The sequence below is a fragment of the Brevundimonas sp. genome, assembly GCF_035998205.1.
Classification (GTDB): Bacteria; Pseudomonadota; Alphaproteobacteria; order Caulobacterales; family Caulobacteraceae; genus Brevundimonas.
On sequence record NZ_DASYHT010000003.1, the window covers coordinates 1 to 23,182 of the forward strand.

The 23,182-nt window shown below is 71.4% G+C and carries 26 protein-coding genes; 16 read left to right on the forward strand and 10 right to left on the reverse strand.

The features are described from left to right. Positions 1-101 (forward strand): hypothetical protein (locus VGN74_RS01810; protein ID WP_327445818.1); only part of this gene is annotated, 101 nt, incomplete at its 5' end. A gap of 99 nt (positions 102-200) precedes the next feature. Here VGN74_RS01810 and recN read toward each other — a convergent pair. Continuing rightward, positions 201-1,904, reverse strand: coding sequence for a DNA repair protein RecN (gene recN / locus VGN74_RS01815; protein ID WP_327445655.1), 1,704 nt, complete (start codon positions 1,902-1,904; stop codon positions 201-203). Positions 1,905-1,943: 39 nt separating this feature from the next. Then, positions 1,944-2,759, reverse strand: coding sequence for an outer membrane protein assembly factor BamD (locus VGN74_RS01820; RefSeq protein ID WP_414643517.1), 816 nt, complete (start codon positions 2,757-2,759; stop codon positions 1,944-1,946). Positions 2,760-2,970: 211 nt separating this feature from the next. Here VGN74_RS01820 and VGN74_RS01825 point away from each other — a divergent pair, with 211 nt between their 5' ends. The 10 genes from VGN74_RS01825 (at position 2,971) to ychF (ending at position 12,558) form a co-directional block, all read left to right on the forward strand. Then, positions 2,971-3,906 (forward strand): ribose-phosphate pyrophosphokinase, encoded by a 936-nt coding sequence (locus VGN74_RS01825; protein WP_327445656.1) that lies wholly within the window; start codon positions 2,971-2,973, stop codon positions 3,904-3,906. An 85-nt stretch (positions 3,907-3,991) separates the two neighbouring features. Further along, entirely contained in the window at positions 3,992-5,065 is a 1,074-nt protein-coding gene (locus VGN74_RS01830) for a hypothetical protein (protein ID WP_327445657.1), read from the forward strand. A 137-nt stretch (positions 5,066-5,202) separates the two neighbouring features. Next, positions 5,203-5,820, forward strand: coding sequence for a 50S ribosomal protein L25/general stress protein Ctc (locus VGN74_RS01835; RefSeq protein ID WP_327445658.1), 618 nt, complete (start codon positions 5,203-5,205; stop codon positions 5,818-5,820). Between the two features lie 90 nt (positions 5,821-5,910). After that, positions 5,911-6,531, forward strand: a complete 621-nt coding sequence (gene pth, locus VGN74_RS01840) for an aminoacyl-tRNA hydrolase (protein WP_327445659.1) — start codon at positions 5,911-5,913, stop codon at positions 6,529-6,531. Between the two features lie 68 nt (positions 6,532-6,599). Then, a complete protein-coding gene (locus VGN74_RS01845) occupies positions 6,600-6,986 on the forward strand; it encodes a DUF2946 family protein (protein ID WP_327445660.1) in 387 nt (128 codons plus the stop codon). A 73-nt stretch (positions 6,987-7,059) separates the two neighbouring features. Continuing rightward, positions 7,060-9,138: a TonB-dependent receptor gene (locus tag VGN74_RS01850; protein WP_327445661.1), complete on the forward strand. Its 2,079-nt coding sequence runs from the start codon at positions 7,060-7,062 to the stop codon at positions 9,136-9,138. Continuing rightward, on the forward strand, positions 9,138-10,451 hold the full coding sequence (locus VGN74_RS01855; protein ID WP_327445662.1) for a PepSY domain-containing protein: 1,314 nt from the start codon (positions 9,138-9,140) through the stop codon (positions 10,449-10,451). The genes VGN74_RS01850 and VGN74_RS01855 overlap by 1 nt, the downstream gene beginning before the upstream one ends. A gap of 14 nt (positions 10,452-10,465) precedes the next feature. Further along, positions 10,466-10,945 (forward strand): copper chaperone PCu(A)C, encoded by a 480-nt coding sequence (locus tag VGN74_RS01860; protein WP_327445663.1) that lies wholly within the window; start codon positions 10,466-10,468, stop codon positions 10,943-10,945. 63 nt (positions 10,946-11,008) lie between these two features. Further along, a complete protein-coding gene (locus tag VGN74_RS01865) occupies positions 11,009-11,428 on the forward strand; it encodes a hypothetical protein (protein WP_327445664.1) in 420 nt (139 codons plus the stop codon). 32 nt (positions 11,429-11,460) lie between these two features. Beyond that, complete coding sequence (gene ychF / locus VGN74_RS01870) at positions 11,461-12,558, forward strand: redox-regulated ATPase YchF (protein ID WP_327445665.1); 1,098 nt, start codon at positions 11,461-11,463, stop codon at positions 12,556-12,558. Between the two features lie 6 nt (positions 12,559-12,564). Here the strand turns inward: ychF and VGN74_RS01875 are convergent, their stop codons facing one another. From VGN74_RS01875 to VGN74_RS01890, 4 genes are all read right to left on the reverse strand, one after another. After that, positions 12,565-12,981, reverse strand: a complete 417-nt coding sequence (locus VGN74_RS01875) for a hypothetical protein (protein WP_327445667.1) — start codon at positions 12,979-12,981, stop codon at positions 12,565-12,567. A gap of 32 nt (positions 12,982-13,013) precedes the next feature. Continuing rightward, entirely contained in the window at positions 13,014-13,397 is a 384-nt protein-coding gene (locus VGN74_RS01880) for a RidA family protein (protein WP_327445668.1), read from the reverse strand. After that, positions 13,397-15,016: a M28 family peptidase gene (locus tag VGN74_RS01885; protein ID WP_327445669.1), complete on the reverse strand. Its 1,620-nt coding sequence runs from the start codon at positions 15,014-15,016 to the stop codon at positions 13,397-13,399. Before VGN74_RS01885 ends, VGN74_RS01880 begins: the two co-directional genes overlap by 1 nt. A gap of 82 nt (positions 15,017-15,098) precedes the next feature. Beyond that, entirely contained in the window at positions 15,099-16,745 is a 1,647-nt protein-coding gene (locus VGN74_RS01890) for a M28 family metallopeptidase (RefSeq protein ID WP_327445670.1), read from the reverse strand. A gap of 136 nt (positions 16,746-16,881) precedes the next feature. Here VGN74_RS01890 and VGN74_RS01895 point away from each other — a divergent pair, with 136 nt between their 5' ends. After that, positions 16,882-17,148 (forward strand): hypothetical protein, encoded by a 267-nt coding sequence (locus VGN74_RS01895; RefSeq protein WP_327445671.1) that lies wholly within the window; start codon positions 16,882-16,884, stop codon positions 17,146-17,148. On the opposite strand, the gene VGN74_RS01900 is transcribed toward VGN74_RS01895, so the two are convergent. From VGN74_RS01900 to queC, 3 genes are read right to left on the reverse strand one after another with little or no spacing between them, the layout of a single operon-like run. After that, positions 17,145-17,516: a 6-carboxytetrahydropterin synthase gene (locus tag VGN74_RS01900; RefSeq protein WP_327445672.1), complete on the reverse strand. Its 372-nt coding sequence runs from the start codon at positions 17,514-17,516 to the stop codon at positions 17,145-17,147. The two genes, VGN74_RS01895 and VGN74_RS01900, sit on opposite strands and share 4 nt — an antisense overlap. Beyond that, positions 17,513-18,145 (reverse strand): 7-carboxy-7-deazaguanine synthase, encoded by a 633-nt coding sequence (queE, locus tag VGN74_RS01905; protein WP_327445673.1) that lies wholly within the window; start codon positions 18,143-18,145, stop codon positions 17,513-17,515. Before queE ends, VGN74_RS01900 begins: the two co-directional genes overlap by 4 nt. Beyond that, entirely contained in the window at positions 18,142-18,855 is a 714-nt protein-coding gene (queC, locus tag VGN74_RS01910) for a 7-cyano-7-deazaguanine synthase QueC (protein WP_327445674.1), read from the reverse strand. Before queC ends, queE begins: the two co-directional genes overlap by 4 nt. A 194-nt stretch (positions 18,856-19,049) precedes the next feature. On the opposite strand from queC, the gene VGN74_RS01915 reads away from it, so the two are divergent. After that, on the forward strand, positions 19,050-20,690 hold the full coding sequence (locus VGN74_RS01915; RefSeq protein WP_327445675.1) for a response regulator: 1,641 nt from the start codon (positions 19,050-19,052) through the stop codon (positions 20,688-20,690). A gap of 9 nt (positions 20,691-20,699) precedes the next feature. Here VGN74_RS01915 and VGN74_RS01920 read toward each other — a convergent pair whose 3' ends face one another. Beyond that, a complete protein-coding gene (locus VGN74_RS01920) occupies positions 20,700-21,722 on the reverse strand; it encodes a ligase-associated DNA damage response exonuclease (protein ID WP_327445676.1) in 1,023 nt (340 codons plus the stop codon). Positions 21,723-21,780: 58 nt separating this feature from the next. Between VGN74_RS01920 and VGN74_RS01925 the strand changes: the two genes are divergently transcribed. The 3 genes from VGN74_RS01925 to VGN74_RS01935 are packed head-to-tail and all read left to right on the forward strand — an operon-like array spanning position 21,781 to position 23,172. After that, positions 21,781-22,245 carry a PaaI family thioesterase gene (locus tag VGN74_RS01925; protein ID WP_327445677.1) on the forward strand — a complete coding sequence of 155 codons (465 nt, stop codon included), beginning with the start codon at positions 21,781-21,783 and terminating at the stop codon, positions 22,243-22,245. Next, positions 22,242-22,640, forward strand: coding sequence for a PaaI family thioesterase (locus VGN74_RS01930; protein ID WP_327445678.1), 399 nt, complete (start codon positions 22,242-22,244; stop codon positions 22,638-22,640). Before VGN74_RS01925 ends, VGN74_RS01930 begins: the two co-directional genes overlap by 4 nt. A 58-nt stretch (positions 22,641-22,698) precedes the next feature. Next, a complete protein-coding gene (locus VGN74_RS01935; protein ID WP_327445679.1) occupies positions 22,699-23,172 on the forward strand; it encodes a hypothetical protein in 474 nt (157 codons plus the stop codon). Positions 23,173-23,182: the final 10 nt, after the last annotated feature.

Consider the following 23,182-nt stretch of genomic DNA (forward strand, 5'->3'; position numbering starts at 1 on the left):
AGCTGATCACCCCGATCGCCATGGAAGAGAAGCTCCGCTTCGCCATCCGTGAAGGCGGCCGCACGGTTGGCGCCGGCGTCGTGGCCAAGATCATCGCCTGATCGCGCTGATCTGACCGCAAACGATCAGGGCCTCCCGGGACACCCCGGGAGGCCCTTTTGCTTGTCCGCCGTCCAATAAGGCCGGGGGACGTGATCGACCTAACTCAGCAGTTCCCGGGCCGCCGCCCGCGCCGCGTCGGTGATCTCGGCCCCGGCCAGCATGCGGGCGACCTCCTCCAGCCGCCGGCGCTCGTCCAGCGCATCGACGGTGGTGATGGTCAGGCCGTCGCGGTCGCCCTTGCGCACCTTCCAGTGCACATGCCCGCGCGCCGCCACCTGCGGGCTGTGCGTCACGACCAGCACCTGGGCCCCCGAGGCGAGCCGGCGCAGGCGCAGACCGACGGCCTCGGCCACAGCCCCGCCGACGCCCTGGTCGACCTCGTCAAAAATCATCACCGGCTGGCGCTGGTGCTCGCGGCTGGCCAGGGCCGCCTTCATCGCCAGGGCGAAGCGGGCCAGCTCACCGCCCGACGCGATCGCGTCGAGCGGGCCGAACACCGCCCCGGCGTTGGTCGCCACCTCGAACCGCACCGTCTCGCGGCCCAGCGGCCCGCGACGGTCCTCGGCCACCCCCTCCAGACGCACCCGGAAACGGGCCTTCTCCAGGCGCAGCGGCCCCAGCTCGGTCAGCACCGCCTCGGTCAGGCGGCTGGCGGCCGCCTCCCGGGCCCCGGTGAGCAACAGGGCCACGGCGTCATAGCTCTCGCGCGCCTGCACCACCTCGCGCTCGGCGGCGACAAGGGCGTCCGCCCCGTCCTCGATCAGGCGCAGCTGGTCACGCAGACGGATGCGCAGCACCGGCAGGTGATCCACCGTCGTCTGCAGCTTGCGGGCCGCGGCGCGCAGGGCGAACAGCCGCTCCTCGGCCTTCTCCAGTCGCCCCGACTCGAAATCAAACGCCTCGGCGGCGACATCTACCGCCGCCACCGCCTCGATCGCCTCGACCAGGGTGCGGTCAATCGCCTCCGCCGCGGCGTCGAGGCGCGAAAACACCGGATGGCCGGCCTCTACCCCCGCCTGGGCGGCGCGCTGGCGCGCATGCTCGACGGCGCGGAGGGCCGCGGCCAGCCGCTGGCTCAGCTTGTCGCCGCCGAGGCTCTCCCGCGCCGAGGCGAGATCCCCCAGCGCCTTCTCCGCCGCACCCAGCATGGCCCGCTCGCCGGCCAGCGCCGTCTCCTCCTCCGGCCGGGGATCGAGGGCGTCCAGCTCCGCCAGCGCCTCGCCGATCTCCTCGGCCCGCGCCGCCGCATCGCGCGCCTCGGCCTGAAGGGCCTCCAGCCGCGCCTCGGCCGCCTTGAGTCCTTCGGCGTGCGCCGCGACCGCCGCGAGATGCGGCCCATGACCGCCATAGGCGTCAAGCAGGGCGCGATGGGTGCGCCAGTCGAGCAGGCCCACGGTCTCGTGCTGGCCGTGGACCTCGACGAGGCGCGCACCGATCTCGCGCAGCACCCCGACGCCGGTCGGCTGATCGTTGACGAAGGCGCGGCTGCGGCCGTCCACGCCCAGAACCCGGCGCAGGATCAACGGCTCGCCGCGCTCGACCTCGAGGCCTCGCTCGGCCAGCAGGGCCAGCAGATCGGCGTCATCGGCCGGCGGGGCGAACTCGGCGGCGGCCACGGCCTGGCGGGCCCCGTGTCGCACCAGCCCGGCGTCAGCGCGGCCGCCGAGCGCCAGCCCCAGCGCATCAAGGATGATGGACTTGCCGGCCCCGGTCTCGCCGGTGAGCACGGTCAGCCCCTCCCCCACCTCGAGGTCGAGGGCGTCGACCAGCACAACGTCGCGGATGGACAGGCTCGTCAGCATGGTCGGGCTCTAGCCGGATTCGCGCTCCGGCGGGGAAGGTCAGCCGGGAATCAGACGCCGCAGCCAGCCTTCGCGGTCGCCCTCGGGCTCGACGTCAGGCCGGGCGCCCTCGTTGGTCAGCAGGACATAGGCGTCCTGGTACCAGCGGCTGCCCGGATAGTTGTAGCCGAGCACCGAGCCATTGCGAATCGCCTCGTCGCGCAGGCCCAGCTGCAGATAGACCTCGACCAGTCGGTAGAGGGCTTCCGGGGTATGCGAGGTGCGCTGGAAGTCGGGATTGTCGATCACCGCCTTGTAGCGGTTGATCGCCGCCAGCGGCTGGCTGGCGCGCTGGTAGTAGCGGCCGATCTCCATTTCCTTGCCGGCCAGCTGGTCGTTGACCATGTCGATCTTGACGAGGGCGTCGCGGGCGTAGGGCGACCCCGGATACCGTCGGGCGACGTCACGCAATCCGGCGAGGGCGTTCTCGGCGAAGGCCTGGTCCCGACCGACGTCGACGATCTGCTCGAAGTTGCAGACGGCGCGCATGTAGAAGGCGTAGGCGGCCGACGGATTGCCGGGGAACAGCTGGATGAAGCGGTTCGCGGCGGCGATCGCGTCCGTGTAGTCGCCGGCCTCATAGTAGGCGTGGACCTGCATCAGGATCGCCCGGCGCGCCCACTCCGAATAGGGGTGCTGCCGCTCGACTTCCTGGAAATAGTCGACCGCGTCGCGCCAGCGGCGCTGTTCCAGCCGCTGATAGCCGGTGTTGTAGAGCGCCTCGACCGGGCGCTCCTCATAGGCCAGACGGGGCCGTTCCGCGCGGCCGGCGCAGGCGGACAGGGCCACGGCGGCGACCGCACAGACCGTGGCGATCCGGGCGGGACCGGCGAGCGCCTTCAGGGCGGAGGAGTACGACTGCACGGACAAGGCGACCTCTTCGAGGGGAGCTGCGTCACTGTCTAGCACCGGCCCGGCGGCTGCGCCAACGCCGGCGACGCCTCCGCACCCTTGATGCGCGCCTCCGCGCTGCTGTAAGGCGCGCCTGCCAGTGACGGCCCGATGAGGGCGAAAGGATGACGTGGCGATGAAGCTGATCTCGGGCAACGCCAACCGCTCGCTGGCCGCCGCCATCGCAGAGCACCTCGACCTGCCGCTGACGCGGACCCAGGTGAAGCGCTTCGCCGACAATGAGGTGTTCGCCGTCATCGAGGAAAATGTCCGCGGCGAGGACGTCTTCGTCATCCAGTCGACGAGCTATCCGGCCAACGACAACCTGATGGAGCTGCTGATTCTGACCGACGCCCTGGTGCGGGCCTCGGCGCGGCGCATCACGGCGGTCATGCCCTATTTCGGCTACGCCCGGCAGGACCGGAAGACCGGCGGGCGGACGCCGATCTCGGCCAAGCTCGTGGCCAATCTGATCACGCGGGCCGGCGCCGACCGGGTGCTGACGATGGATCTGCACGCCGGCCAGATCCAGGGTTTCTTCGACATCCCGACCGACAATCTGGTGGCCATCCCGGTGCTGGCCCAGGACGTGCGCGACCGTTACGCTGGCGGCGATGACCTGATGATCGTCTCGCCGGACGTCGGCGGGGTGGTTCGGGCCCGGTCGCTCGCCAGCCGCCTCGATGTGGACCTCGCCATCGTTGACAAGCGCCGCCCCAAGGCCGGCGAGAGCGAGGTCATGAACATCATCGGCGACGTGCAGGGCCGTCGCTGCATCCTGTTCGACGACATCGTCGATTCGGGCGGCACCCTGGTCAATGCGGCCAAGGCGCTGATCGAACAGGGCGCGACCGAGGTGTCCGCCTATATCAGCCACGGCGTTCTCTCCGGCCCGGCGGTCAAGCGCATCACCGACGGGCCCCTGCGCGAGCTGGTGATCACCGACTCCATCGAACAGCCCCATGAAGTGACCACCTGCCCGAAGATCCGGTCGGTCTCGGTGGCGCCCCTGATCGGCGAGGCTATCCGCCGCATCGCCAACGAGGAGTCTGTCTCCAAGCTGTTCGATTAACGGTCGGAAAAGCCGACGTATGTCGATATAAGCCGTGCCGAGGACCGGGCGGGCCGGTCCGGCGTTTAGCTTTGCGGGACATCCGATGGCCCTGGTCTTTTCCAAGGGGTCGCGTCCGACCCTGATCGCGATCTCCGTCGCGGCCGTGCTGGCCGCCTGTTCGACGCCCGAGCCGCCGGCCCCCGAGCCGGCCCCGCCCCCGCCGCCGCCGCCGCCCGTGGCCCTGAACCAGGGCGTGGCCGACGCCGCCGCCATCTATGTCGCCTTCGTGCGCGAGATCGGCACCATCCAGGCCGGCGGTTTCCAGGACGCCGAGTCCATCCAGGCCGCCATCCGCAAGGGCTCGGCCTATGATCCGGCCCAGCTGTCGCGCGGCATGATCGCCTATGGGGCCATCCTCGCCCTTCAGTCCGACGGCTTCGTCGCGGGCGTGCGCGAATACGCCGTCGACCCCGACCAGCGCCGCGAGATCGTCGACAGCATCATCCGCAATCCGGCCTACGCCGCCACCTTGCCGGGGGCGGACGCCGCTGCGGGCCTGATCGCGGCGCGGATCGGCCAGGACGCCGCCGCCCTCGGGGTCATCGCCACCGGGGTGCAGGAGGACGCCTACACCATCCAGGAACGCCGGGATCCGCGCCGGCGCTGGGCGGTGCAGCACCTGACCAACCGCGAGGAACGGCTGGAAGCCGCCAAGGCCCTGTCCCTGCAGCCGATGCTGCCTTCGGCCGAGGAAGCCGCCCTGCTGTTCGCCGCCGCCCACAGCGGCGAGGGCCTGACGCTCGACGGCGCCGCCCTGCCGCCGCCCTACACGCCGGCGATCGTCAATTCGCTGGCGATCGCCGCCCTGGCCGCCCTCGGCGCGGGCGGCGACGACTACCGCACCTACACCGAGGCGCTGGCGGTGGAGACCAACAGCGAATTCTGCCTCAGCATGTCGAAGCTGATGCTGTTCCAGTGCCTGGCCGCCTCGCGCCCCAGCTACGAGGACATGTTCTGCCTCGGGCGCCACATCGTCGGCGACCTCGCGGCCTGCGCCGCCCAGAACGCCGGTCCTGGCCTGACCCAGAGCCCGGTCCTGGCCGCCGAAGCGCCGGCCGTCGCCGCCGAGGCCGCCGCCGCCTCCAGCGACGCTGTCGCCTCCGCGACCGTGGACTGACCCGACGCCCGAGTTGCGGGCCAGTGTTGCGTGGGTGGGGCGAAGCGTGTAATAGCGCGCGCTCTTGATTTCCGGGGCGTGACCCCCCGCCGCGCGGCGACAGCCAGGCGCGGCGGTTTCGTTGTTGAGGCAGCCAGATGGCCGAGATCATCCTGAACGTCGACGTCCGCTCGGGCGTGGGCACCGGCGGCGCCCGCGCCGCCCGTCGCGCCGGCGCCGTGCCGGGCATCCTGTACGGTGGCGACAAGGCCCCGGTGGCGATCTCGGTCAATGAGAAGGACTTCCGCAAGTCCCTCTACACCGGCAAGCTGCTGGGCCACCTCGTGACCCTGAAGTATGGCGAGGAGACCCAGCCGGTCATCGCCAAGGACGTGCAGTTCGATCCGGTCACCGACCGCCCGATGCACTTCGACCTGATGCGCGTCGACGAGCACGCGCCGGTCAAGATCTCGATCCCGGTGCACTTCCGGAACCTCGAGGACGCCCCGTTCAACCGCCAGGGCGGTTCGCTGGAGATCGTCCGTCACGACGTGGAGATCCTCGTCCAGGCCGACCGCATCCCGGAAGAACTGGTGATCGATCTGGCCGACCGCCAGCTCGGCGACACCCTGCGCATCTCGGACGTGGCGCTGCCGGAAGGGGCCACCCCGACCATCACCGACCGCGACTTCGTCATCGCCACCATCAAGGTGTCGTCGGCGGCCCAGTCGGCGGCGGCGGACGAAGCCCAGGCCGAGGCCGGCGCGGAGGACTGATCCCCTTCCGACCAAGGATTTCAGCCCCGCCCGGTCCGCCGCGGCGGGGTTTTTCCTGTCCGGCTTCCAGGTTCCTGACGGAGCAGTCGCATGATCATCCTCGCCGGCCTCGGCAATCCGGGCGCGAAGTACGAAAAGACGCGCCATAACATCGGCTTCATGGCCGCCGATCGCATCGCCGACCGCTGGCGGTTCGGGCCGGAGCGGGCCAAGTTCCAGTCGGTCGTGCGCGAGGGCGAGGTCCAGACCCCCGCCGGTCCCGTGCGGGTGCTGCTGATGAAGCCCCAGACCTTCATGAACGAGAGCGGCCGGGCCGTGGGCGAGGCGGCGCGCTTCTACAAGACGCCCCCGGGTCAGGTCATCATTTTCCACGACGAGATCGACCTCGCGCCCGGCCGCTTTCGCATGAAGACGGGCGGCGGGGCGGCCGGCCAGAACGGCGTACGTTCCCTCATCAGCCAGCTCGGCCCCGACTTCCGCCGCGCCCGTATGGGCGTCGGCCATCCGGGCGAGAAGCATCTGGTGCACGGCCATGTGCTGTCCGACTTCCACAAGGCCGAACTGCCGTGGCTGGAGGCGTTGCTGAACGCCTGCGCCGACGCCCTGCCCTTCGCCCTCGCCGGCGACGACGACCGCTACCAGGCGGAGGTGCTGCGCCTCGCCCCGGCCCCGAAGTTCAGCCCCCGGCAGGCCGCGCGCGGCGAGGACTGAGCCGGGGCGCTGCGGCTGCGACGGCGGCGCCATTGTGTCAGGCGGCAAACCCGCCTAGGAGCGCCAGCGTGAAGGCTGCTCTCCGTCCCCTGCCGATGTTGCGCGCGCTGGCGTATCTCGCCGCGACCTTCGCGGTCGTGTTCGGAGCCCTGCTGCCGTCGGCCGTGGCGGCGGCGGTTCAGCCGGACCGGCCCATCCTGCTCTGCTCGCCGGAAGGTCCGCGCCTGATCCAGGTCGGCCCCAATGGCGAACGCAGCCCGGAAGACCTCGAGGCCTTCCAGTGCGCCGCCTGCGTGCTGGCGGCCCAGACCGCCCTGCCGCCGCCCCCGCCGCCGGCGCCCGCGTTTGTTCCGATCGTCCGCCCGACCAGCTTCGTCCGGCCGACACTGGCCGACCGCCTGCCTCCGGCCCGCGCCCCGCCGCGGCCGCCGTCGACCGCGCCACCCCACGCCTGAAGCCAGACCTCCTTACCGCGCGCCGGAGCCCTCCGTGCGCGCCTGAACGACTCTGAATTCAGGACATCATTCCATGAGCCTCCGTCTCTCCGCGGCGCCGCTGGCGCTGCTCGCCGCCCTGTCTGCGCCGACCTTCGCCCAGGCCCAGGACGCCGCCCCCGACGCCGACACCCGCGTCACCACCGTCGACAGCATCATCGTCACCGGTCGCCCGGATCCCGAGGATCCGGCCGTGGTGGCCGAAGCCCGCGCGCGCCTGTCGCGCACGCCCGGCGCCGTGGCCGTGGTCTCGGCCGAGAGCCTCGAGAGCCGCTACGCCCCGAACATCGCCGACGTGCTGCGTGATGTGCCGGGCGTGTTCGCCCAGAAGAAGTGGGGCGGCGACGTGCGCATCGCCATCCGCGGCTCGGGCCTCGGCAACGCCAACCACCTGCGCGGCCTGTTCGTGTCGCAGGACGGCATCCCGTTCAACGAGGCCGACGGCTTCGGCGATGTGCAAATGGTCGACCCGCTGCTGGCCCGCTACACCGAGGTCTACAAGGGCGGCAACGCCCTGCGTTTCGGCGGAGCCCTGCTCGGCGGCGCCGTGAACCTCGTCACGCCGAACGGCCGCACCAGCGGCGAGACCGCCAGCCTGCGGGTCGACTATGGCTCCTGGCGCACCGCCCGCGCCCACGCCGAACTGTCCGGCGTCCGCGGCGAGTGGGACGGCTTTATCGGCGTCACCGGCGTCACCTCGGACGGCTGGCGCCAGTCCTCGGAAGGTCAGCAGCAGTACATCACCCTGAACCTCGGCCGCAGCCTCGGCGAGGACCGGGAGGTCCGGCTGATCGTCCAGGGCGCCTACATCCACCAGGACATCCCCGGCTCCCTGACCCTGACCCAGGCGCTGAACACGCCTGTAATGGCCACGGCGGTCAATCTGGCCAACCAGTACCAGCGGGACTACGCCTCGGTGCGCACCACGGTCTCGACGCGCTGGCGGCTGACCCCCGGCCTGCTGTTCGAAGGCGCCGTCTACGGCACCTGGAAGGACCTTCACCACCCGATCTTCCAGGTCATCGACCAGCAGAGCCGCAACTACGGCGCCTTCGGCCGACTGGACTGGGAAGGCCAGCTGTTCGGCAAGCGCGCCGACGCCTTCGGCGGCCTGTGGTACCGCTCCGGCGATCTCGACGCCCAGCAGTTCGTCAATGTGCGCGGCTCGAGTGGCGCCCGCACCGCCAGCGCGCGCCAGAACGCCCAGGCGCTCGACGTCTTCGCCGAAGGCCGCCTGTTCGTCACCGACCGGCTGGCGCTGGTCGCCGGCGGGGCCTGGGGCCGGGCCGAGCGCGACTTCGAGCGCTTCGCCCTGCCGGGCGTGGCCGGCAGCTTCGCCCAGACCCTGGACAAGGACTACGACTGGTTCGCGCCACGTCTCGGCCTGCTGTGGGAAGGCGACGGCGGCAACCAAGTCTACGCCAATGTGACCCGTTCGGTGGAGCCGCCGAACTTCAGCTCCATGTCGCCGACGGTTGGCGGGTTCGCGCCCGTGGAGGCCCAGGAGGCCTGGACCTGGGAGGCCGGCCTGCGCGGCCGCAACGCCGCCTTCTCGTGGGACGCCACCGTCTATCGCGCCGAGCTGGACAACGAGCTGCTGACCTTCGTGGTCAATCCGGCGCTCGGCATTCCGGCCGCGACGTTCAACGCCGGCCCGACCGTGCACCAGGGCGTCGAGGCGGCCCTCGACTGGCGCTTCGCCCCCGCCTGGCGTCTGGGCCAGACCTACACCTACTCGGACTTCTTCTTCGAGGGCGACCGGGTCTATGGCGACAACGACCTGCCGCTGGTGCCGCCGCACCTGTACCGGGCCGAGCTGCGCTACACCGATCCCGCGGGCTGGTTCATCGCCCCGCAGGTGGAGTGGACCCCGTCCGACACCTGGGTCGACTACGCCAACACCCTCAAGGCCCCGGGGTACACGATCCTGAACCTCAACCTCGGCTGGCGCTTCGACAACAACACCAGCGTGTTCGTCGACGCGCGCAACATCCTCGATGAGCGCTACGTGTCGAACTTCAACGCGGTGACCGACGCCCGCGTCGCCTCCACTGCCGTGTTCTGGCCGGGCGAAGGCGCCTCCGCCTTCATCGGCGTGCGGCTGGCGTACTGATGTCGGGCGCGGCGAGCTCGCCCCTGTCCGGGGCCTACCGGGCGGTCTGGCGCTGGCACTTCTATGCCGGCCTGCTGGTGCTGCCGTTCCTGATGATGCTGGCCCTGACGGGCGGGCTCTATCTGTTCGCCAGCGAGATCGACGATCTCGCCGCGCGGCCGCTCAATGTCGTGACGCCGGGGCCCGAAAGGGTCCCGGCGGAGCGCTGGACCGCCGCGGCGCGGGTGGCCGGCGGCGGTCAGCCGGTCGCCGTCCGCGTGCCCGAGCGGGCCGACCGGGCCATCCAGGTAGTCGTTCAGCCCGAGAGCGGCCCCCGCCGCACGGTCTTCGTCAATCCCTACGATGGCCAGGTCACCGGCGTCGCCGGCGCCCCGCTGTCGGACACCTTCAAGCGCATCCACAGTCTGGAGATCTTCGGCGGCGGCCTGAACGTCGTGATCGAGATCGTCGCCGGCTGGGCCATCATTCTGGTCGCCACCGGCGTGTTCCTGTGGTGGCCGCGCGGGCGCAAGGGCGGCGTCGTCTCCCTCAGCACCCGCGATCCGGCGCGCCGGCCGTTCTGGCGCGACCTGCATGCCGTCACCGGCATCTTCGCCGGCGGGGTGATCGTCTTCCTCGCCGCCACCGGCATGCTGTGGTCGGCGGTCTGGGGCGACCAGGTGATGGGAACCCTGCGCGCCGCCGGCCTCGGCCGTCCGCCCGCCCCGGCCGCCCAGAACTGGGAGCATGCCCACCACGCCCCGGCTCCCGAGGGCCTCGGCTGGACCCTGCAGGGTTCGGTGCTGTCAGCGCCGGAGTCACGGCTCGACCTCGACGCCGTGCTGGCGACAGCGGCGGCCAACCACGTCGCCGCCCCCTTCACCGTCAACCTGCCGTCGCGCCCGGAGCAGGCCGTGTCGGTGGCGGTGCGCAACACCCGCGTTCAGGACAGCCGCACCCTCTACACCGACGGGACCGGGCAGCTGCTCGGCGACATCCGGTATGAGCAGTACGGCTGGGCGGCGCGGATGTTCGAATGGTCCATCTTCACCCACCAGGGCACCCAGTACGGGACGATCAACCGCATCGTCATGCTGCTGGCCTGTATCGCCGTCTGGGTGATGGGCGTCAGCGCCATGGTGATGTGGTGGAAGCGCCGCCCGAAGGGCCGGCTCGCCGCCCCCGTGTCCCCGCCCGGACCGCGCGCACGCGCCGCGGTGCTGGGCATCGTCCTGCCGCTGGCCATCCTCTACCCTCTCACCGGCCTGAGCCTGCTGGCGGCGGTCGCGGTGGACCGCCTGTGGCGTCTGGTCCGCCGTCCCGCCGCCGTCTGACCCTGGAGATCATCATGATCCGACTGTTCCGTCCCGCCGCCCTCCTCGCCCCCGTGGGCCTCGCCCTGGCCGTCTCGGCCTGCGGCCAGCCCCCCGTCGAGGCCCCCGCCGTCGTCGAGGTCACGGACGCCTTCTGCCGCCCGACCCAGGTCGGGCGCGACGTGACCGGCTGCTACATGACCCTGACCGCGAGCCGGAATGACCGGCTGGTCTCGGCCGCCTTCACGGGCGCCGACAAGGTGGAGATCCACGAGATGACCACCACCGACGGCATGATGCGCATGGCCGAACTGCCGGACGGCCTGCCCCTGCCGGCCGGCGAGGCCGTGCCGCTCAAGCCGGGCGGCAACCACATCATGCTGCTGGGGCTGAGCCAGCCGCTGGCGGAGGGCGAGCGGCTGTCCATGACCCTGACCTTCGAGCAGGCGGCCCCCTACGAGGTCAATGTGGTGGTCGCCCAGCCGGCGGCGCCTGCCAGCCACGGGGGCCACTGACCCTCTCGCCAGGCGCGGTCATCCGGCCCATGCTGGGGACCGCGTCCGGCGAGGGAGACGACCATGCTCACGGCAAGCCTGATCCTGGCCCTGGGGCTCCAGACGCCCCCGGAGGCGGCGTCCCCCCGCCGCTTCGATCTGGAATGTCGCGAGTTCGTCCAGCCCGGCGTGCCCGGCGATCTGTTCGTACACCGTTTCTCGATCGATCTCGACGCCGGAACCGCCTGCCACGCGCGGATCACGGGCTGCGGCCCGGTGGTCGATCACGGCCGCTGGCTGGAGCTCTCCTACCGCTTCCGGGCCGGCGACGGCGAGGAATGGGAGATGTTCCGCCTCTATGATCGAAGGACCGGCTGGCTCGACCAGGTGATCCGGCCGGAGGCCGGCGCGGCCGCCGGCTACGGCCAGGGCGACGCCGTTTGCACGGTCCAGCCCTGGAGCGGGATCGGCCAGCCCGCTGACAAGCCGGACGGGAGCCGCTAAAGGCACCGGCTCACAAGGAATCCCCCAGCGCCATGGCCCTGAAAGTCGCGATCGTCGGCCTGCCGAACGTCGGCAAGTCCACCCTGTTCAACGCCCTGACCCAGACGGCGGCGGCCCAGGCGGCCAACTATCCGTTCTGCACCATCGAGCCGAACGTCGGCGACGTGGCCGTGCCCGAGCCGCGGCTGGACGCGCTGGCGGCCATCGCCGGCTCGAAGGAGATCATCCCGGCGCGCATCAACTTCGTCGACGTCGCCGGTCTGGTGCGCGGCGCGTCGAAGGGCGAAGGCCTCGGCAACCAGTTCCTCGCCAACATCCGCGACTGTGACGCGGTGGCCTTCGTCGCCCGCTGCTTCGAGGACGACGACATCACCCACGTCGAGGGCCGCATCGACCCCATCTCCGACCTCGAGATCATCGAGACCGAGCTGATGCTGGCGGACCTCGAGAGCCTCGAACGCCGGGTCTCGAACGTCGAGAAGAAGGCCAAGGGCGGCGACAAGGAGGCGGCGGCGACCCTGCGCCTGATCAACCTCGCGCTGGAGCAGCTGCGCGCCGGCCGCCCCGCCCGCGTGGCCGAGGTGTCGAAGGAGGATGAGAAGGGCTGGCGCATGCTGCAGCTGCTGACCGCCCTGCCTGCCCTCTATGTCTGCAACGTCGACGAGGGCTCGGCCGCCACCGGCAACGGCCTTTCGCAGACCGTCGCCGAACGCGCCCGCGCCGACAACGCCAACTCCGTGGTCATCTCGGCCCGCATCGAGTCCGAGATCGCCCTGCTGGATCCCGAGGAGCGGGCGGAGTTCCTAGAGACCCTCGACCTGACCGAGCCGGGCCTGAACCGCCTGATCCACGAGGCCTACAAGCTGCTGGGCCTGCAGACCTACTTCACGGTGGGTCCGAAGGAGGCGCGCGCCTGGACCATCCCGGTCGGGGCCACCGCGCCCCAGGCGGCGGGCGTGATCCACTCGGACTTCGAGAAGGGCTTCATCCGCGCCGAGACCGTGGCCTACGACGACTACGTCGCGCTGAAGGGCGAAGCCGGCGCCCGCGAGGCCGGCAAGCTGCGCGCCGAGGGCAAGGCCTACGTCGTCAAGGACGGCGACGTGATGCACTTCCTGTTCAACAACTGACGGAAGCTAGCGCGCGCCCTCCGGGCACCGCTCCAGCTGCACCTCCGCGTCGTCTCGCTCGAGGTAGGTCAGCGTCAGCAGATCGCCCCTCACGGCGAGCCGAACCTGCTCGTCTGTGCGCATGCCCTCGGCCTCGCAGGTAAGGCTGAGCACCTGCGCCCCCTCGACCTCGCGCACGGCCGTGATGGCGCAGCTGTTTTCGTAGCCCTCAAACCTATCGACGGCGATGTCGATCGGCTGCTGGTCGCCGACGGGCGCGGTGCAGGTGCGCGGATCGACGGCCCAGCGACCGACATAGGCGGGCCCGGGCCTCTCCGCTTCGACGGGGAGTGACTCATCAGCGGGCGGCTCGGCCGGCCGATCAGCGGGAGCCTCGCAGGCGGCGAGGCCAAGGATGGCGATGAGAACCAGAGAGATGCGCATGAGGCTTGCAACGCGTCCCGCGCCCGGAGGGTTCACGCCGCCGCGATCGCCTCGATCTCGACCCGCCAGCCGGGCTCGAACAGGCCGGTGACGATCACCGTCAGGGCCGGCTGACGGTCGCCCAACACCTCCAGCCGGACGGCGCGGTTGACGGCCGCGTCGTTGCGGTCGGCGAGGTAGGTCGTGACCTTGACGAGGTTGTCGAGGGTCATGTCCGCGGCCCGCAACTGGGCCTCGACGTTGGCCCAGACCTGCCGGCACTGGCCCTCGAAGTCCGGCGCGACGGCCCCGGCAGGGTCTGCCGGAATCTGGCCCGACAGGAACAGCCACCGGCTCGCCCCGGCGACCTCGACCGCGCCGGGATAGCTCCCCTGCACGGCCGGGCCGTCGACGGCGGTGACCGGCCGCCAGCGCATCACTGGCGGGCGGCGGCGGACCGGGCGCGGATGGCGCCGAACTCGCTGGTCGGCTTCCAGCCCGGCCAGCGCTCGCTGTTGGCCAGGTCCACGGCGAGGCGATAGATCAGCGTCAGGTTTTCCACCGCCGCCGAGAAGTCGAGGTCCTCGGACCATTCATCGGCGGCCTTGTGGTAGCGCTCCTCCCACATGGCGCGATAGGCGGGCTCGCCGACGGCCTTGCCGCCCTCGTCCCAGTCCGTCCCGTGCCAGGGCATCAGCGCCGGCACGCCGGCGACGGCGAACGGCAGGTGGTCGGAGCGGTAGTAGAAGCCCTGCTCCGGCTGGCCGTCGTCGGTGACATAGCGGCCCTCGGCCTCGGCGAGGCGCGCCAGATCGTCCTCCAGCTCGTTCTGGCCGAAGCCGAAGATCTGCAGGTCGCGGGTCGGCGGCGACAAGGGCAGCATGTCGATGTTCAGGTCGGCCACCGTGGTCTCGACCGGATAGACCGGGTCGGCGGCGTAGGCCCAGGCGCCCAGCAGCCCCATCTCCTCGGCGGCCATGTGGGCGAAGACGAAGCTGCGCTGCGCCGGCCCGGCGGCCTTCAGCTCGCGCGCCATCTCGACGAGGGCCACGGTGCCCGAGGCGTTGTCCCAGGCCCCGTTCCAGATGCGGTCCTCACCCTCGGGCACGGTCTGACGGCCATGGTTGTCGATGCCGACGTGGTCCCAGTGGGCCGAGAAGATGATGGTCTCGTCCGGGCGCTGCGTGCCCGGGATGCGGGCCAGCAGATTGTAGGTCCGCAGGACATTGACCGTCTCCTCGGCCGAGGCCGTGAGGGTCACGCCCGACAGGGGCGTGGCGCGGAAGTCGCCGCCGGCCGCCGCCGCCGCCGTCAGGGCCTCAAGGTCGAGCCCGGCCGCCGCGAACAGGTCGCCAGCACTGTCGCGGGTCATGTCGCCGGTCACTTCGAGGTCGGCGCCACCGGGCTGGAAGGTGCGCTGGGCGTCGGCGAAGCGCGCCGGAGCCAGCCGCGGCTGCAGGGTGATGACCCCGATCGCGCCGCGGGCGGCGGCGTCCCGCGCCTTCCACCAGCCGGCGTTATAGACGGTCGGATATTCGCCGTTGAACAGGGCGCCTTCGGGCTCGCCTGGCAGCAGCACAACGATCTTCCCGCGGACGTCGACGTCCTTGTAGTCGTCCCAGCCGCGTTCCGGCGCGACGATGCCATAGCCGGCGAAGACCAATTCGGCGCCGGCGATCTCGGCGCGGCCGTCGTTGGCGGCCGAACGCAGGTTCAGCCCCTCGCCCTTGACGAGCGTCCCGCCGACTCCACCGGGCCCTGCCCAGGTCGCGGTGAACTCACGCACCGGGGTGTAGCGGCGCAGGTCGACCGGCTGCAGCCACTGACCGTCCGGCCCGCCGGGCTCGAGACCGAGGCTCTCGTATTGCGCCTGCAGCCACTCGAGCGTCAGACGCTCGCCCGGCGTGCCCGGATAGCGGCCCTCAAAGCTGTCGTCGGCGATGACCCGCACGCCTTCGGACAGGCGCGCGGCGGAGAAGTCCTGGGCGTGGGCCGGCGCGGCGATGGCGACGGCGAGCAGCGCCGCGGCGCAGACGGAAGGAAGGCGACGAAACATGCGGGACAGGCCTCTCGGGGATCAGGCGCCGGAGCCTGGAGGGGCACCCCCTGCCCCGCACGTTAAGTTTTCGTCATGTTGCTCAGTCGCGGGCCGCCGCCGAGGCCTCGCGCGCCACGCGGAACTCCGAGGTCGCGCTCCACGCCGGCCAGTCGCGGCTGTCCGAAAGGGCACGACCCGCCGTGTAATAGACGTCGAGGTCTTCCAGCTGTCCCGACAGATCCCAGTCCGGCGACCACTCATCGCCCGCCTGGTGGTAGCGCTCGGCCGTGTAGCTGTCGCGGCGGGCGTTGCGCTCTTCCACGGGCGCGTCCCGGAAGGCCCCGCCGCCGCGCATGTAGGCCATCGGCACGCCGCGCTTGGCCAGCGGGAAGTGGTCGGAGCGGAAGTAGGTCCCGGCCGCCGGATTGCCGTCCGGCAGCAGCCGGCGCCCCTGGGCCTCGACCAGCGGCCGCACGCGCTCGTCGAGGTCGGACTGGCCGTAGCCGGTCACGCTCATGCCGTCGACGCGGCCATAGACGTTGGCGGCGTCCATGTTGAAGCCCGCCACCGTGGTCTCGAGCGGATAGATCGGATTGGCGGCGTAGTACTCCGAGCCCAGCAGGCCGCTCTCCTCGGCGGTGAAGCCGATCAGCACGATCGACCGCTCGGGCCGCGGGCCGGCGGCGAAGGCGTGGGCGATCTCGATCAGCGCGGCCGTCCCCGAGGCGTTGTCGACGGCCCCGTTGAAGATGGCGTCGCCGCTGGCGTCCGGCGCGCCGATGCCGATGTGGTCCCAGTGGGCGGTGTAGAGGATCGTCTCGTCCGGGTGCGTCGTGCCCGGCAGGCGGGCGAGGATGTTGTGGGTGCGGATACGCGAGGTCTCGACGCCATAACGGGCGTTGAGCCGGGCCCCTTCCAGCGCCACCGGCTGGAAGTCGCGCGAGCGGGCGGCGGTCTTCAGCGCCTCGAAGTCGAGGCCGGCGCGGCGGAACAGCTCGACCGCGACGTCGCGCTGGATCCAGGACTCCAGCGGCACGCGCTCGCCCTCGGCATTGGCGCGCACGATGTCGAACTGCGGGCCGCTCCACGAGTTCGCCACGGTGGTCCAACCGTAGGAAGCCGGCCCCGTCTCGTGCACGATCAGCACCCCGGCGGCGCCCTGACGGGCCGCCTCCTCGTACTTGTAGGTCCAGCGGCCGTAGTAGGTCATGGCCCGGCCGCCGAAGGTATTGAGCTCCGGCTGCTCGAAGTCGGCGTCATTGACCAGCACCACGAGGATCTTGCCGCTCAGGTCCTGGCCCTTGAAGTCGTCCCAGTCCCGCTCCGGGGCCCGCACGCCATAGCCGACAAACACCAGCTCGGCGTCCTCGAGGTTCACCGCCCCGGCGGGCCGACGGGTCGAGATGACAGCCTCCTGGCCCTGGCGCAGCGGCAGGCTCCAGTCGCCGACCGACAGGGTGGCCACGGGATCGACCACGGCGAAACGGGCCAACTCGACCGGCTGGGTCCAGCCGCCGTCGACGCCGCCGGGTTCGAAGCCGGCCGCGGCGAAGCGCTCGCTCATGAAGGCGATGACCTTGTCCTCGGCCGCGCCGCCAATGCCTCGCCCCTCGAAGGAGTCATCCGACAGCTCGCGGATGTTGGCGTTCAGACGCCCGCCGTCGAACGGCGACTGGGCCAGGGCGGGCGCGGCCACGCCCAGCATCAGGGCGGCGATCAGGGACAGGCGGCGGACAGCGGGACGCATGCACGGACTCCGGCGACGACAGTGAGGCGCGGACCCTAGCACTGCGGCGGCGGCTGTCGATCCGTCTCCCGACACGGGGCCGGCAAGAGCTTGTTCACCTCTCCGGCGCGAGGCTGCCGCACCGTTGGAGAGCCCCATGATTCGTCCCCGTGCCCTCGCCCTGCTCATCGCCCTCGGCGCCGCGCCCCTGCTGTCGGGTTGCGTGGTCGGAGCCGCCGTAGGCGCCACCGGCGCGGTCGTGGGCGGGGCCGCCAAGGCCACCGGCGCCGTCATCGGCGCCGGGGTCGACGCCGTCACCACCTCGGACGAGGAGACCCGCGCCCGGCGCGAGCGCGAGCAGCGCGAATGGGAGCGGGAGCAGCGCCGCTGCGAACAGCGCCAGCGCCGCGGGCGCGACTGCTAGAGGCTGAGGACACAGCGCTCGTGGATGGTCGGGCGCGCCACCTCGATGCGGCAAAGCCCCGGCCAGTCGCCACGCAACCGGTTGGCGAACCACAGGCAGAGGCGCTCGAGGCTGGGCAGCTCCAGCCCCGGGTGGTCGTTGAGCAGGCCGTGGTCCAGCGTCTCCGCTGCCGCCTTGAGATCGCGCTCCAGCGCCCCGAGGTCCGCCACCCAGCCATGGGCGTCATCCAGCACCTCGGCGCGCACCGTGGCGGCCACGGTGAAGGAATGGCCGTGCAGGCGGCGATAGATGCTGCCCTCCGGCTCGTTGGGGAAATGGTGGGCGGCGTCGAACGTCGCCTGTTTGGTGATCTCGAAGACGGGCATCATCGTACGCCGATGTACTTGTGGGTCTGGACGCTGACGCGCCACTGCGGGTGGGACAGGCAATAGGCGACGGCGGCGGCTGTGGCCGCGTCCCGGTCGGGACCGTCCATCGGCTGCAGCCAGAAGCGCTCGAACGGCAGATCGGTGAACCGCTCCGGCGGCGCCAGGGTCTGGGGATAGACCAGCTTGAGCTCCTGGCCGGTCGTCTGCACCAGCGGCGCATCGGCCTTGGGGCTGACGCAGATCCAGTCGATGCCCTCCGGCGCCGCGAGGGTGCCGTTGGTCTCGACGGCGATGGCGAAGCCCCGGGCCTTCAGGGCGGCGATCAGCGGGGCGTCCAGCTGCAGCAGCGGCTCGCCGCCGGTGCAGACCACGAGCCGGTGATCCGCCCCGGCCGTCCACAGCGCCGCCACGTGGTCCGCCAGGGCGTCCGCATCGGCGAAACGGCCACCGCCGTCGCCGTCGACGCCAACGAAGTCCGTATCGCAGAAGCTGCAGACGGCCGTGGCCCGATCCGCTTCTCGCCCGCTCCACAGGTTGCAGCCGGCGAAGCGCAGGAATACGGCGGCCCGGCCGGCCTGACCGCCCTCCCCCTGCACCGTCAGGAAGGCCTCCTTGACCGCGTAGCTCATCGGGCGGTCCACGCGGTCCAGCCGGCGGCGCGCAGCTCGCAGGCCGGGCAGGTCCCGCAGCCGTAGCCCCAGGGGTGCAGCACCGACCGGTCGCCGCGGTAACAGGTGTGGCTGTCCTCGACGATCAGCCGCACCAGCGCCTCGCCGCCAAGCTCATGCGCGAGCGCCCAGGTCTCCGCCTTGGTCAGATGCATCAGCGGAGTGAGTATGGGCGTCGGCCGGTCCAGCCCCAACGCCAGCGCCTGCTCCATGGCGTCCAGCGTGTCGCGGCGACAGTCGGGGTAGCCGGAGAAGTCGGTCTCGCACATGCCGCCGACCAGCACGTCCAACCCCCGGCGATCCGCGAGGGCCGCCGCCGCCACGAGGAAGATCAGGTTGCGGCCGGGCACGAAGGTGCTGGGCAGACCCCGCGCGCCCATCTCGATCTCGCGCGCGGCGGTCAGGGCGCTCTCGGCGAGCCGGCCGTAGCCGGTCAGGTCGACCATGTGGTCCGGACCAAGCCGGTCAGCGAAGGCCGGAAGCGCCGCGGCCATCCCGGCCCGCACCTTCAGCCGCGCCTCCAGCTCGACCGCGTGGCGCTGGCCATAGTCGAAGCCGACCGTCTCGACCCGGGCATGGCGCGACAGGGCCCAGGCCAGGCAGGTGGCGCTGTCCTGACCGCCCGAGAAGAGAACCAGGGCGCCGCGGCTGTCGGGGAGGATTTCGCTCATGCTGACCCTGCGGTCGGCCGGGGGCCGCGCGCATGCGAAAGAGGACGGAAGATGAAACGGACGGCGCTCCATACACCGGCTCGGCACGCGGCGCAAAACGCCCGCCCGACCCCGGAATCCGGCCATGTCCGACATTTACATTTCTGAAAATGGTTTCAGGCCATTGTCCACCGGTAACACGGAGTACCGGCAGTATGCCGACGATTGAAGTGCTGACAGAACGCGCCGATGCCGTGACCCCGGAAACCCCGGGTTCGGCCATCTTCGCGCGCTTTCAGAAGGCTCCGGACACGCTGGTCATCCCTGTGGTGGAGGATGGCCGACCGATCGGCCTTGTCGAGCGCGACACCTTCCTGCTGAAGATCGCGGGCCCCTTCGGCCATGCCCTCTACGCACACCGGCCCGTCACCGAGGTGATGGACCCCGAGCCCGCCGTGGTCGAGGCCGGGGTCGCCATCGACCTGTTCTGCGACATCATGCTGAGGGGCGGTCCGTCCGCCCTCAACCGCGGCTTCATCGTCACCCGCGAGGGTCGCTACTGGGGCGTCGGCACCGCCCTGTCCCTGCTGCGGGCCGCGCACGAGCGTCAACGCCTGCACAACGCCGAGCTGACCGAACAGACCCGCATCCTTCAGGACACCCGCACCCAGGCGCTGGCCTCCGCCCGCGCCCGCAGCCAGTTCCTCGCGGTCATGAGCCACGAGCTGCGTACGCCGATGAACGGCGTGCTGGCCGTCGCCGAGCTGCTGCGCCGCCAGCCCCTCAACGACACCGCCCAGGCCCACGTCCGCACCATCGTCGACTCCTCGGAAACGCTGCTGCGCATCCTCGAGGACGCGGTCGACCTGTCCCGCGCCGAGGCCGGCGAGCTGGAAATCACCCGCCGCCCGACGCGCCTGCGCGGACTGGTCGACGAGATGCACGGGCTGTGGGAGCCGCGCGCCGCCCAGGACCGCATCTCGCTGCTGACCGCCTATGAGGGCGACACGGAACTGGCGGCGCAGGTCGACGACGTCCGCCTGAAGCAGGTGTTCAACAACCTGATCGGCAACGCCCTGAAGTTCGCCCAGAACGGCGTGGTCGAGGCGGGCCTCAAGGCGCGTGTCGACGGCGACTCCGTGGCGATCGAGGGCCGCGTGCGCGACGACGGCCCCGGCCTCGACCCGGCGCGCCTCGACACCCTGTTCGAACCGTTCAGTGATAACCCCGAGGCCGGGGGCGCCGGGCTTGGCCTGTCGATCTGCCGCCAGATCATCACCGCCCTGGGCGGCCGCATCTGGGCCGAGAACAATCCGGGCCGGGGCGCCACCTTCCATTTCAGCCTGCAGGCGCCGCGCGCCTACATCGCCGACGCGCCTGAAACCAACGTCGCCGAGCTGTCCGACCTGAATCTCAAGTCGCAGCCGCATGTGCTGATCGTCGATGACAACGCCACCAACCGCGTGGTGGCCCAGGCGCTGTGCGAGATGTTCGGGTGCACTTCGGAAACCGCCGAGGATGGCCTTGAAGCGCTCGAGGCCGTCCAGGCCCGGGCCTTCGACCTGGTGCTGATGGACATCAAGATGCCGCGCATGGACGGGGTCGCCGCGACCATCGCCATCCGCGAACTGGACGGCCCGGCCGGTCAGACGCCGATCATCGCCCTGACGGCGAACGCCGACCCCGACGACGCCCGCCACTATCTGTCGATCGGCATGGCCGCCGTGGTCGAGAAGCCGATCAAGCCCGAGCGCCTGCGCATGGCCATGAATGCCGCCATCGAGGGCGCGGCGCCGGCCGCCGCCCCGGCCACGCCGCTCGAGGCCGCCCGTCGCAAGCGCCGCTCAGCCGCCTGACGCCCGCCGTCAGGCCGCCGCCGGCTCGGCATCCTCCTCGTCATAGCCGACCAGCCGCAGGGCCCGGCCCGTACGTCCGTTCAGCTCGCACCAGCGCAGCAACCCTTCCTCGCGGCCGTGGGTGATCCACACCTCGCCGGCGTTGACCTCCTCCAGCGTGTGCGTGAGCTCGTCCCAGTCGGCGTGATCCGAGATCACCAGCGGCAGCTCGGCGCCGCGCTGACGGGCCCGCGCCCGCACCCCCATCCAGCCCGATGCGAAGGCCACTACCGGCTCGGCGAAGCGCCGCGACCAGCGATCCTGGGTGGCCGAGGGCGGCGCGAGCACGATCTCGCCGGCGAGGGTCCGGCCGGCCAGATGGGTCGCCGGGGCCAGCGGGCCGAGGCTGACGCCGGCCGCCTCGTACAGGCTGTTCAGACGCTCCAGCGCGCCGTGGACATGGATGGTCCGATCCCACCCGGCGGCCCGCAGCAGGGCGATGACCCGCTGCGCCTTGCCCAGGGCATAGGCCCCGACGAGATGGGTGCGTTCCGGAAACTGCGCCACGGACATCAGTAGTCGGGCGATCTCCGCCCCGTCGTCCGGATGGCGGAACACCGGCAGGCCGAAGGTGGCCTCTGTGATGAACACGTCGCAGGGCACGGGCTCGAACGGCGCGCAGGTGGCGTCGGCGCGACGCTTGTAATCACCGGACACGACGATGTTCTGGCCCAGACCCCGGACCACCGCCTGGGCCGAACCCAGTACATGGCCGGCCGGGGCGAAGCTGACCTCGACCCCGTCGCGCCGCACCGTCTCGCCATACGCCAGCGGTTCCAGCCGCCCCGCGCAGTCCGGGCCATAGCGCGCCTGCATGATCTGCAGCGTTTCAGGCGTCGCCACCACGACGCCGTGACCGGGGCGCGCATGGTCGGCATGGCCGTGGGTGATCACCGCCCGGGCCACGGGGCGCACGGGATCGACATGGAAGTCGCCCGGCGGGCAGTAGAGCCCCTCGGGGGTCGGGCGCAGCAGGTCTTCCGGGCGGGCCATAGGGTGCATATGGTCGCCCGTGCGACGCAGCGGAAGCCGCCGCTCTCCGGGACACGACATGACCACAGCCATAGACCCGCTCCTGCCCCAGCTGGCGGCCGCCTCCGCCCACACCCACGCCCTTGGTTTCACCTTTGACGGGCGCGACGGCGACCGGGTGCGCCTGCGGGTGCCCTGGCGCGAGGACCTGGTCGGCGATCCGCGGACCGGGGTCGTGTCCGGCGGCCTGATGACGACCCTGCTCGACCACGTCGGCGGGCTGGCCGTGTGGACGGCGCTGGACGCCTTTCATCCCATCGCCACCCTCGATCTGCGCGTCGACTACATGCGGGCCGCCGCGCCGCAGCGCGACCTGATCGCCGAGGCCCGCTGTTATCGCCGCACCGCCTCCATCGCCTTTGTCCGCGCCTGGGCCTTCGAGGACAGCATCGAGGATCCGGTGGCGGCCGCCCAGGCCACCTACATCCTGACGGGCGACGGCGGCGACCGCCTCGGCGCCAACCTGAAGGGGCGCAAGGCATGAGCGAACCCCTGCTGACGTCCCCCTACGCCCGTTTCCTCGACCTGCGCGAACATCTCGCCGGCCAGGAGCTGACCGTGACCATGCCGTTTCACGACCGGCTGATCGGCAATCCCCTGCTGCCGGCGCTGCATGGCGGCTCCACGGCAGCCCTGATGGAGATGACCGCCATCGGCCAGGTTGCGGTGCTGTTTCCGCGCGAGCAGCTGCCGCGGCCGATCAACGTCACCGTGGCCTATCTGCGCAGCGGCCGGCCGCTGGACACCCACGCCCGCGCCGTCATCCGCAAGGCCGGCCGACGGGTGGCGCACGTCACCTGCGAAGCGTGGCAGGACGACCCGCACAACCCGATCGCCACCCTGACCGCACACTTCCTCGTGGCCGGACAGGATTTATAGTTGCGCATAGCCGCGCGGCATGATTGTATGCCCCTCACCCGATACAGGGAGAGGCGAGATGACGCGTACCGCGACCTTCGTCACCACCCCGCTGCGCCGTCCGACGCGGCGTCCCGGACGGCCACGCCTCCGGACCGAGATCACCTTTCCGACCGCGAGCGCGGCCGCGAGGGTCCCGGATCTCGCGGAAGCGCCGCATGAGCCGACACGGCGACGGCTGGGGCAGGCGCTGGCCGAGCGGCTCTGGTCTGCCGAACAGGCGGTCGACGCCGCCCTCGGGGAGGCCGCGGCCCTGATCGCCCTGCTGCCCCGGGCCCGGCGCGAGGCCGCGCTGGCGGCGACCGTGGCCCAGCCTGCCTTTGCCGCCGCGGCGGACAGTGTCGCCGCCCTCGCCCGCGCCCGTGGCGATCTGGTGGAGACCCACCGCACCCTGGCCGCCCTTGCCCGCCGCCTCGGCGTGGAGCCTGTTGCGGCCGGACCGATGGACAAGCCGAAGGATGATCGGCCCGGGCCAGGTTACGGCGGCGGCTAGCGGTTAATGA

Coding starts and splice junctions, on each gene's coding strand:
- recN (WP_327445655.1), bottom strand. CDS start 1,904: ATGCTGACGAGCCTGTCCATCCGCGACGTTGTGCTGGTCGACGCCCTC.
- VGN74_RS01915 (WP_327445675.1), top strand. CDS start 19,050: ATGCCGACGATTGAAGTGCTGACAGAACGCGCCGATGCCGTGACCCCG.
- VGN74_RS01930 (WP_327445678.1), top strand. CDS start 22,242: ATGAGCGAACCCCTGCTGACGTCCCCCTACGCCCGTTTCCTCGACCTG.
- queE (WP_327445673.1), bottom strand. CDS start 18,145: ATGAGCTACGCGGTCAAGGAGGCCTTCCTGACGGTGCAGGGGGAGGGC.
- VGN74_RS01925 (WP_327445677.1), top strand. CDS start 21,781: ATGACCACAGCCATAGACCCGCTCCTGCCCCAGCTGGCGGCCGCCTCC.
- VGN74_RS01835 (WP_327445658.1), top strand. CDS start 5,203: ATGGCCGAGATCATCCTGAACGTCGACGTCCGCTCGGGCGTGGGCACC.
- VGN74_RS01920 (WP_327445676.1), bottom strand. CDS start 21,722: ATGGCCCGCCCGGAAGACCTGCTGCGCCCGACCCCCGAGGGGCTCTAC.
- VGN74_RS01890 (WP_327445670.1), bottom strand. CDS start 16,745: ATGCGTCCCGCTGTCCGCCGCCTGTCCCTGATCGCCGCCCTGATGCTG.
- ychF (WP_327445665.1), top strand. CDS start 11,461: ATGGCCCTGAAAGTCGCGATCGTCGGCCTGCCGAACGTCGGCAAGTCC.
- VGN74_RS01825 (WP_327445656.1), top strand. CDS start 2,971: ATGAAGCTGATCTCGGGCAACGCCAACCGCTCGCTGGCCGCCGCCATC.
- VGN74_RS01865 (WP_327445664.1), top strand. CDS start 11,009: ATGCTCACGGCAAGCCTGATCCTGGCCCTGGGGCTCCAGACGCCCCCG.
- VGN74_RS01830 (WP_327445657.1), top strand. CDS start 3,992: ATGGCCCTGGTCTTTTCCAAGGGGTCGCGTCCGACCCTGATCGCGATC.
- VGN74_RS01935 (WP_327445679.1), top strand. CDS start 22,699: ATGACGCGTACCGCGACCTTCGTCACCACCCCGCTGCGCCGTCCGACG.
- queC (WP_327445674.1), bottom strand. CDS start 18,855: ATGAGCGAAATCCTCCCCGACAGCCGCGGCGCCCTGGTTCTCTTCTCG.
- VGN74_RS01900 (WP_327445672.1), bottom strand. CDS start 17,516: ATGATGCCCGTCTTCGAGATCACCAAACAGGCGACGTTCGACGCCGCC.
- VGN74_RS01880 (WP_327445668.1), bottom strand. CDS start 13,397: ATGCGCTGGCGGCCGGTCACCGCCGTCGACGGCCCGGCCGTGCAGGGG.
- VGN74_RS01855 (WP_327445662.1), top strand. CDS start 9,138: ATGTCGGGCGCGGCGAGCTCGCCCCTGTCCGGGGCCTACCGGGCGGTC.
- VGN74_RS01875 (WP_327445667.1), bottom strand. CDS start 12,981: ATGCGCATCTCTCTGGTTCTCATCGCCATCCTTGGCCTCGCCGCCTGC.
- VGN74_RS01895 (WP_327445671.1), top strand. CDS start 16,882: ATGATTCGTCCCCGTGCCCTCGCCCTGCTCATCGCCCTCGGCGCCGCG.
- pth (WP_327445659.1), top strand. CDS start 5,911: ATGATCATCCTCGCCGGCCTCGGCAATCCGGGCGCGAAGTACGAAAAG.
- VGN74_RS01860 (WP_327445663.1), top strand. CDS start 10,466: ATGATCCGACTGTTCCGTCCCGCCGCCCTCCTCGCCCCCGTGGGCCTC.
- VGN74_RS01885 (WP_327445669.1), bottom strand. CDS start 15,016: ATGTTTCGTCGCCTTCCTTCCGTCTGCGCCGCGGCGCTGCTCGCCGTC.
- VGN74_RS01850 (WP_327445661.1), top strand. CDS start 7,060: ATGAGCCTCCGTCTCTCCGCGGCGCCGCTGGCGCTGCTCGCCGCCCTG.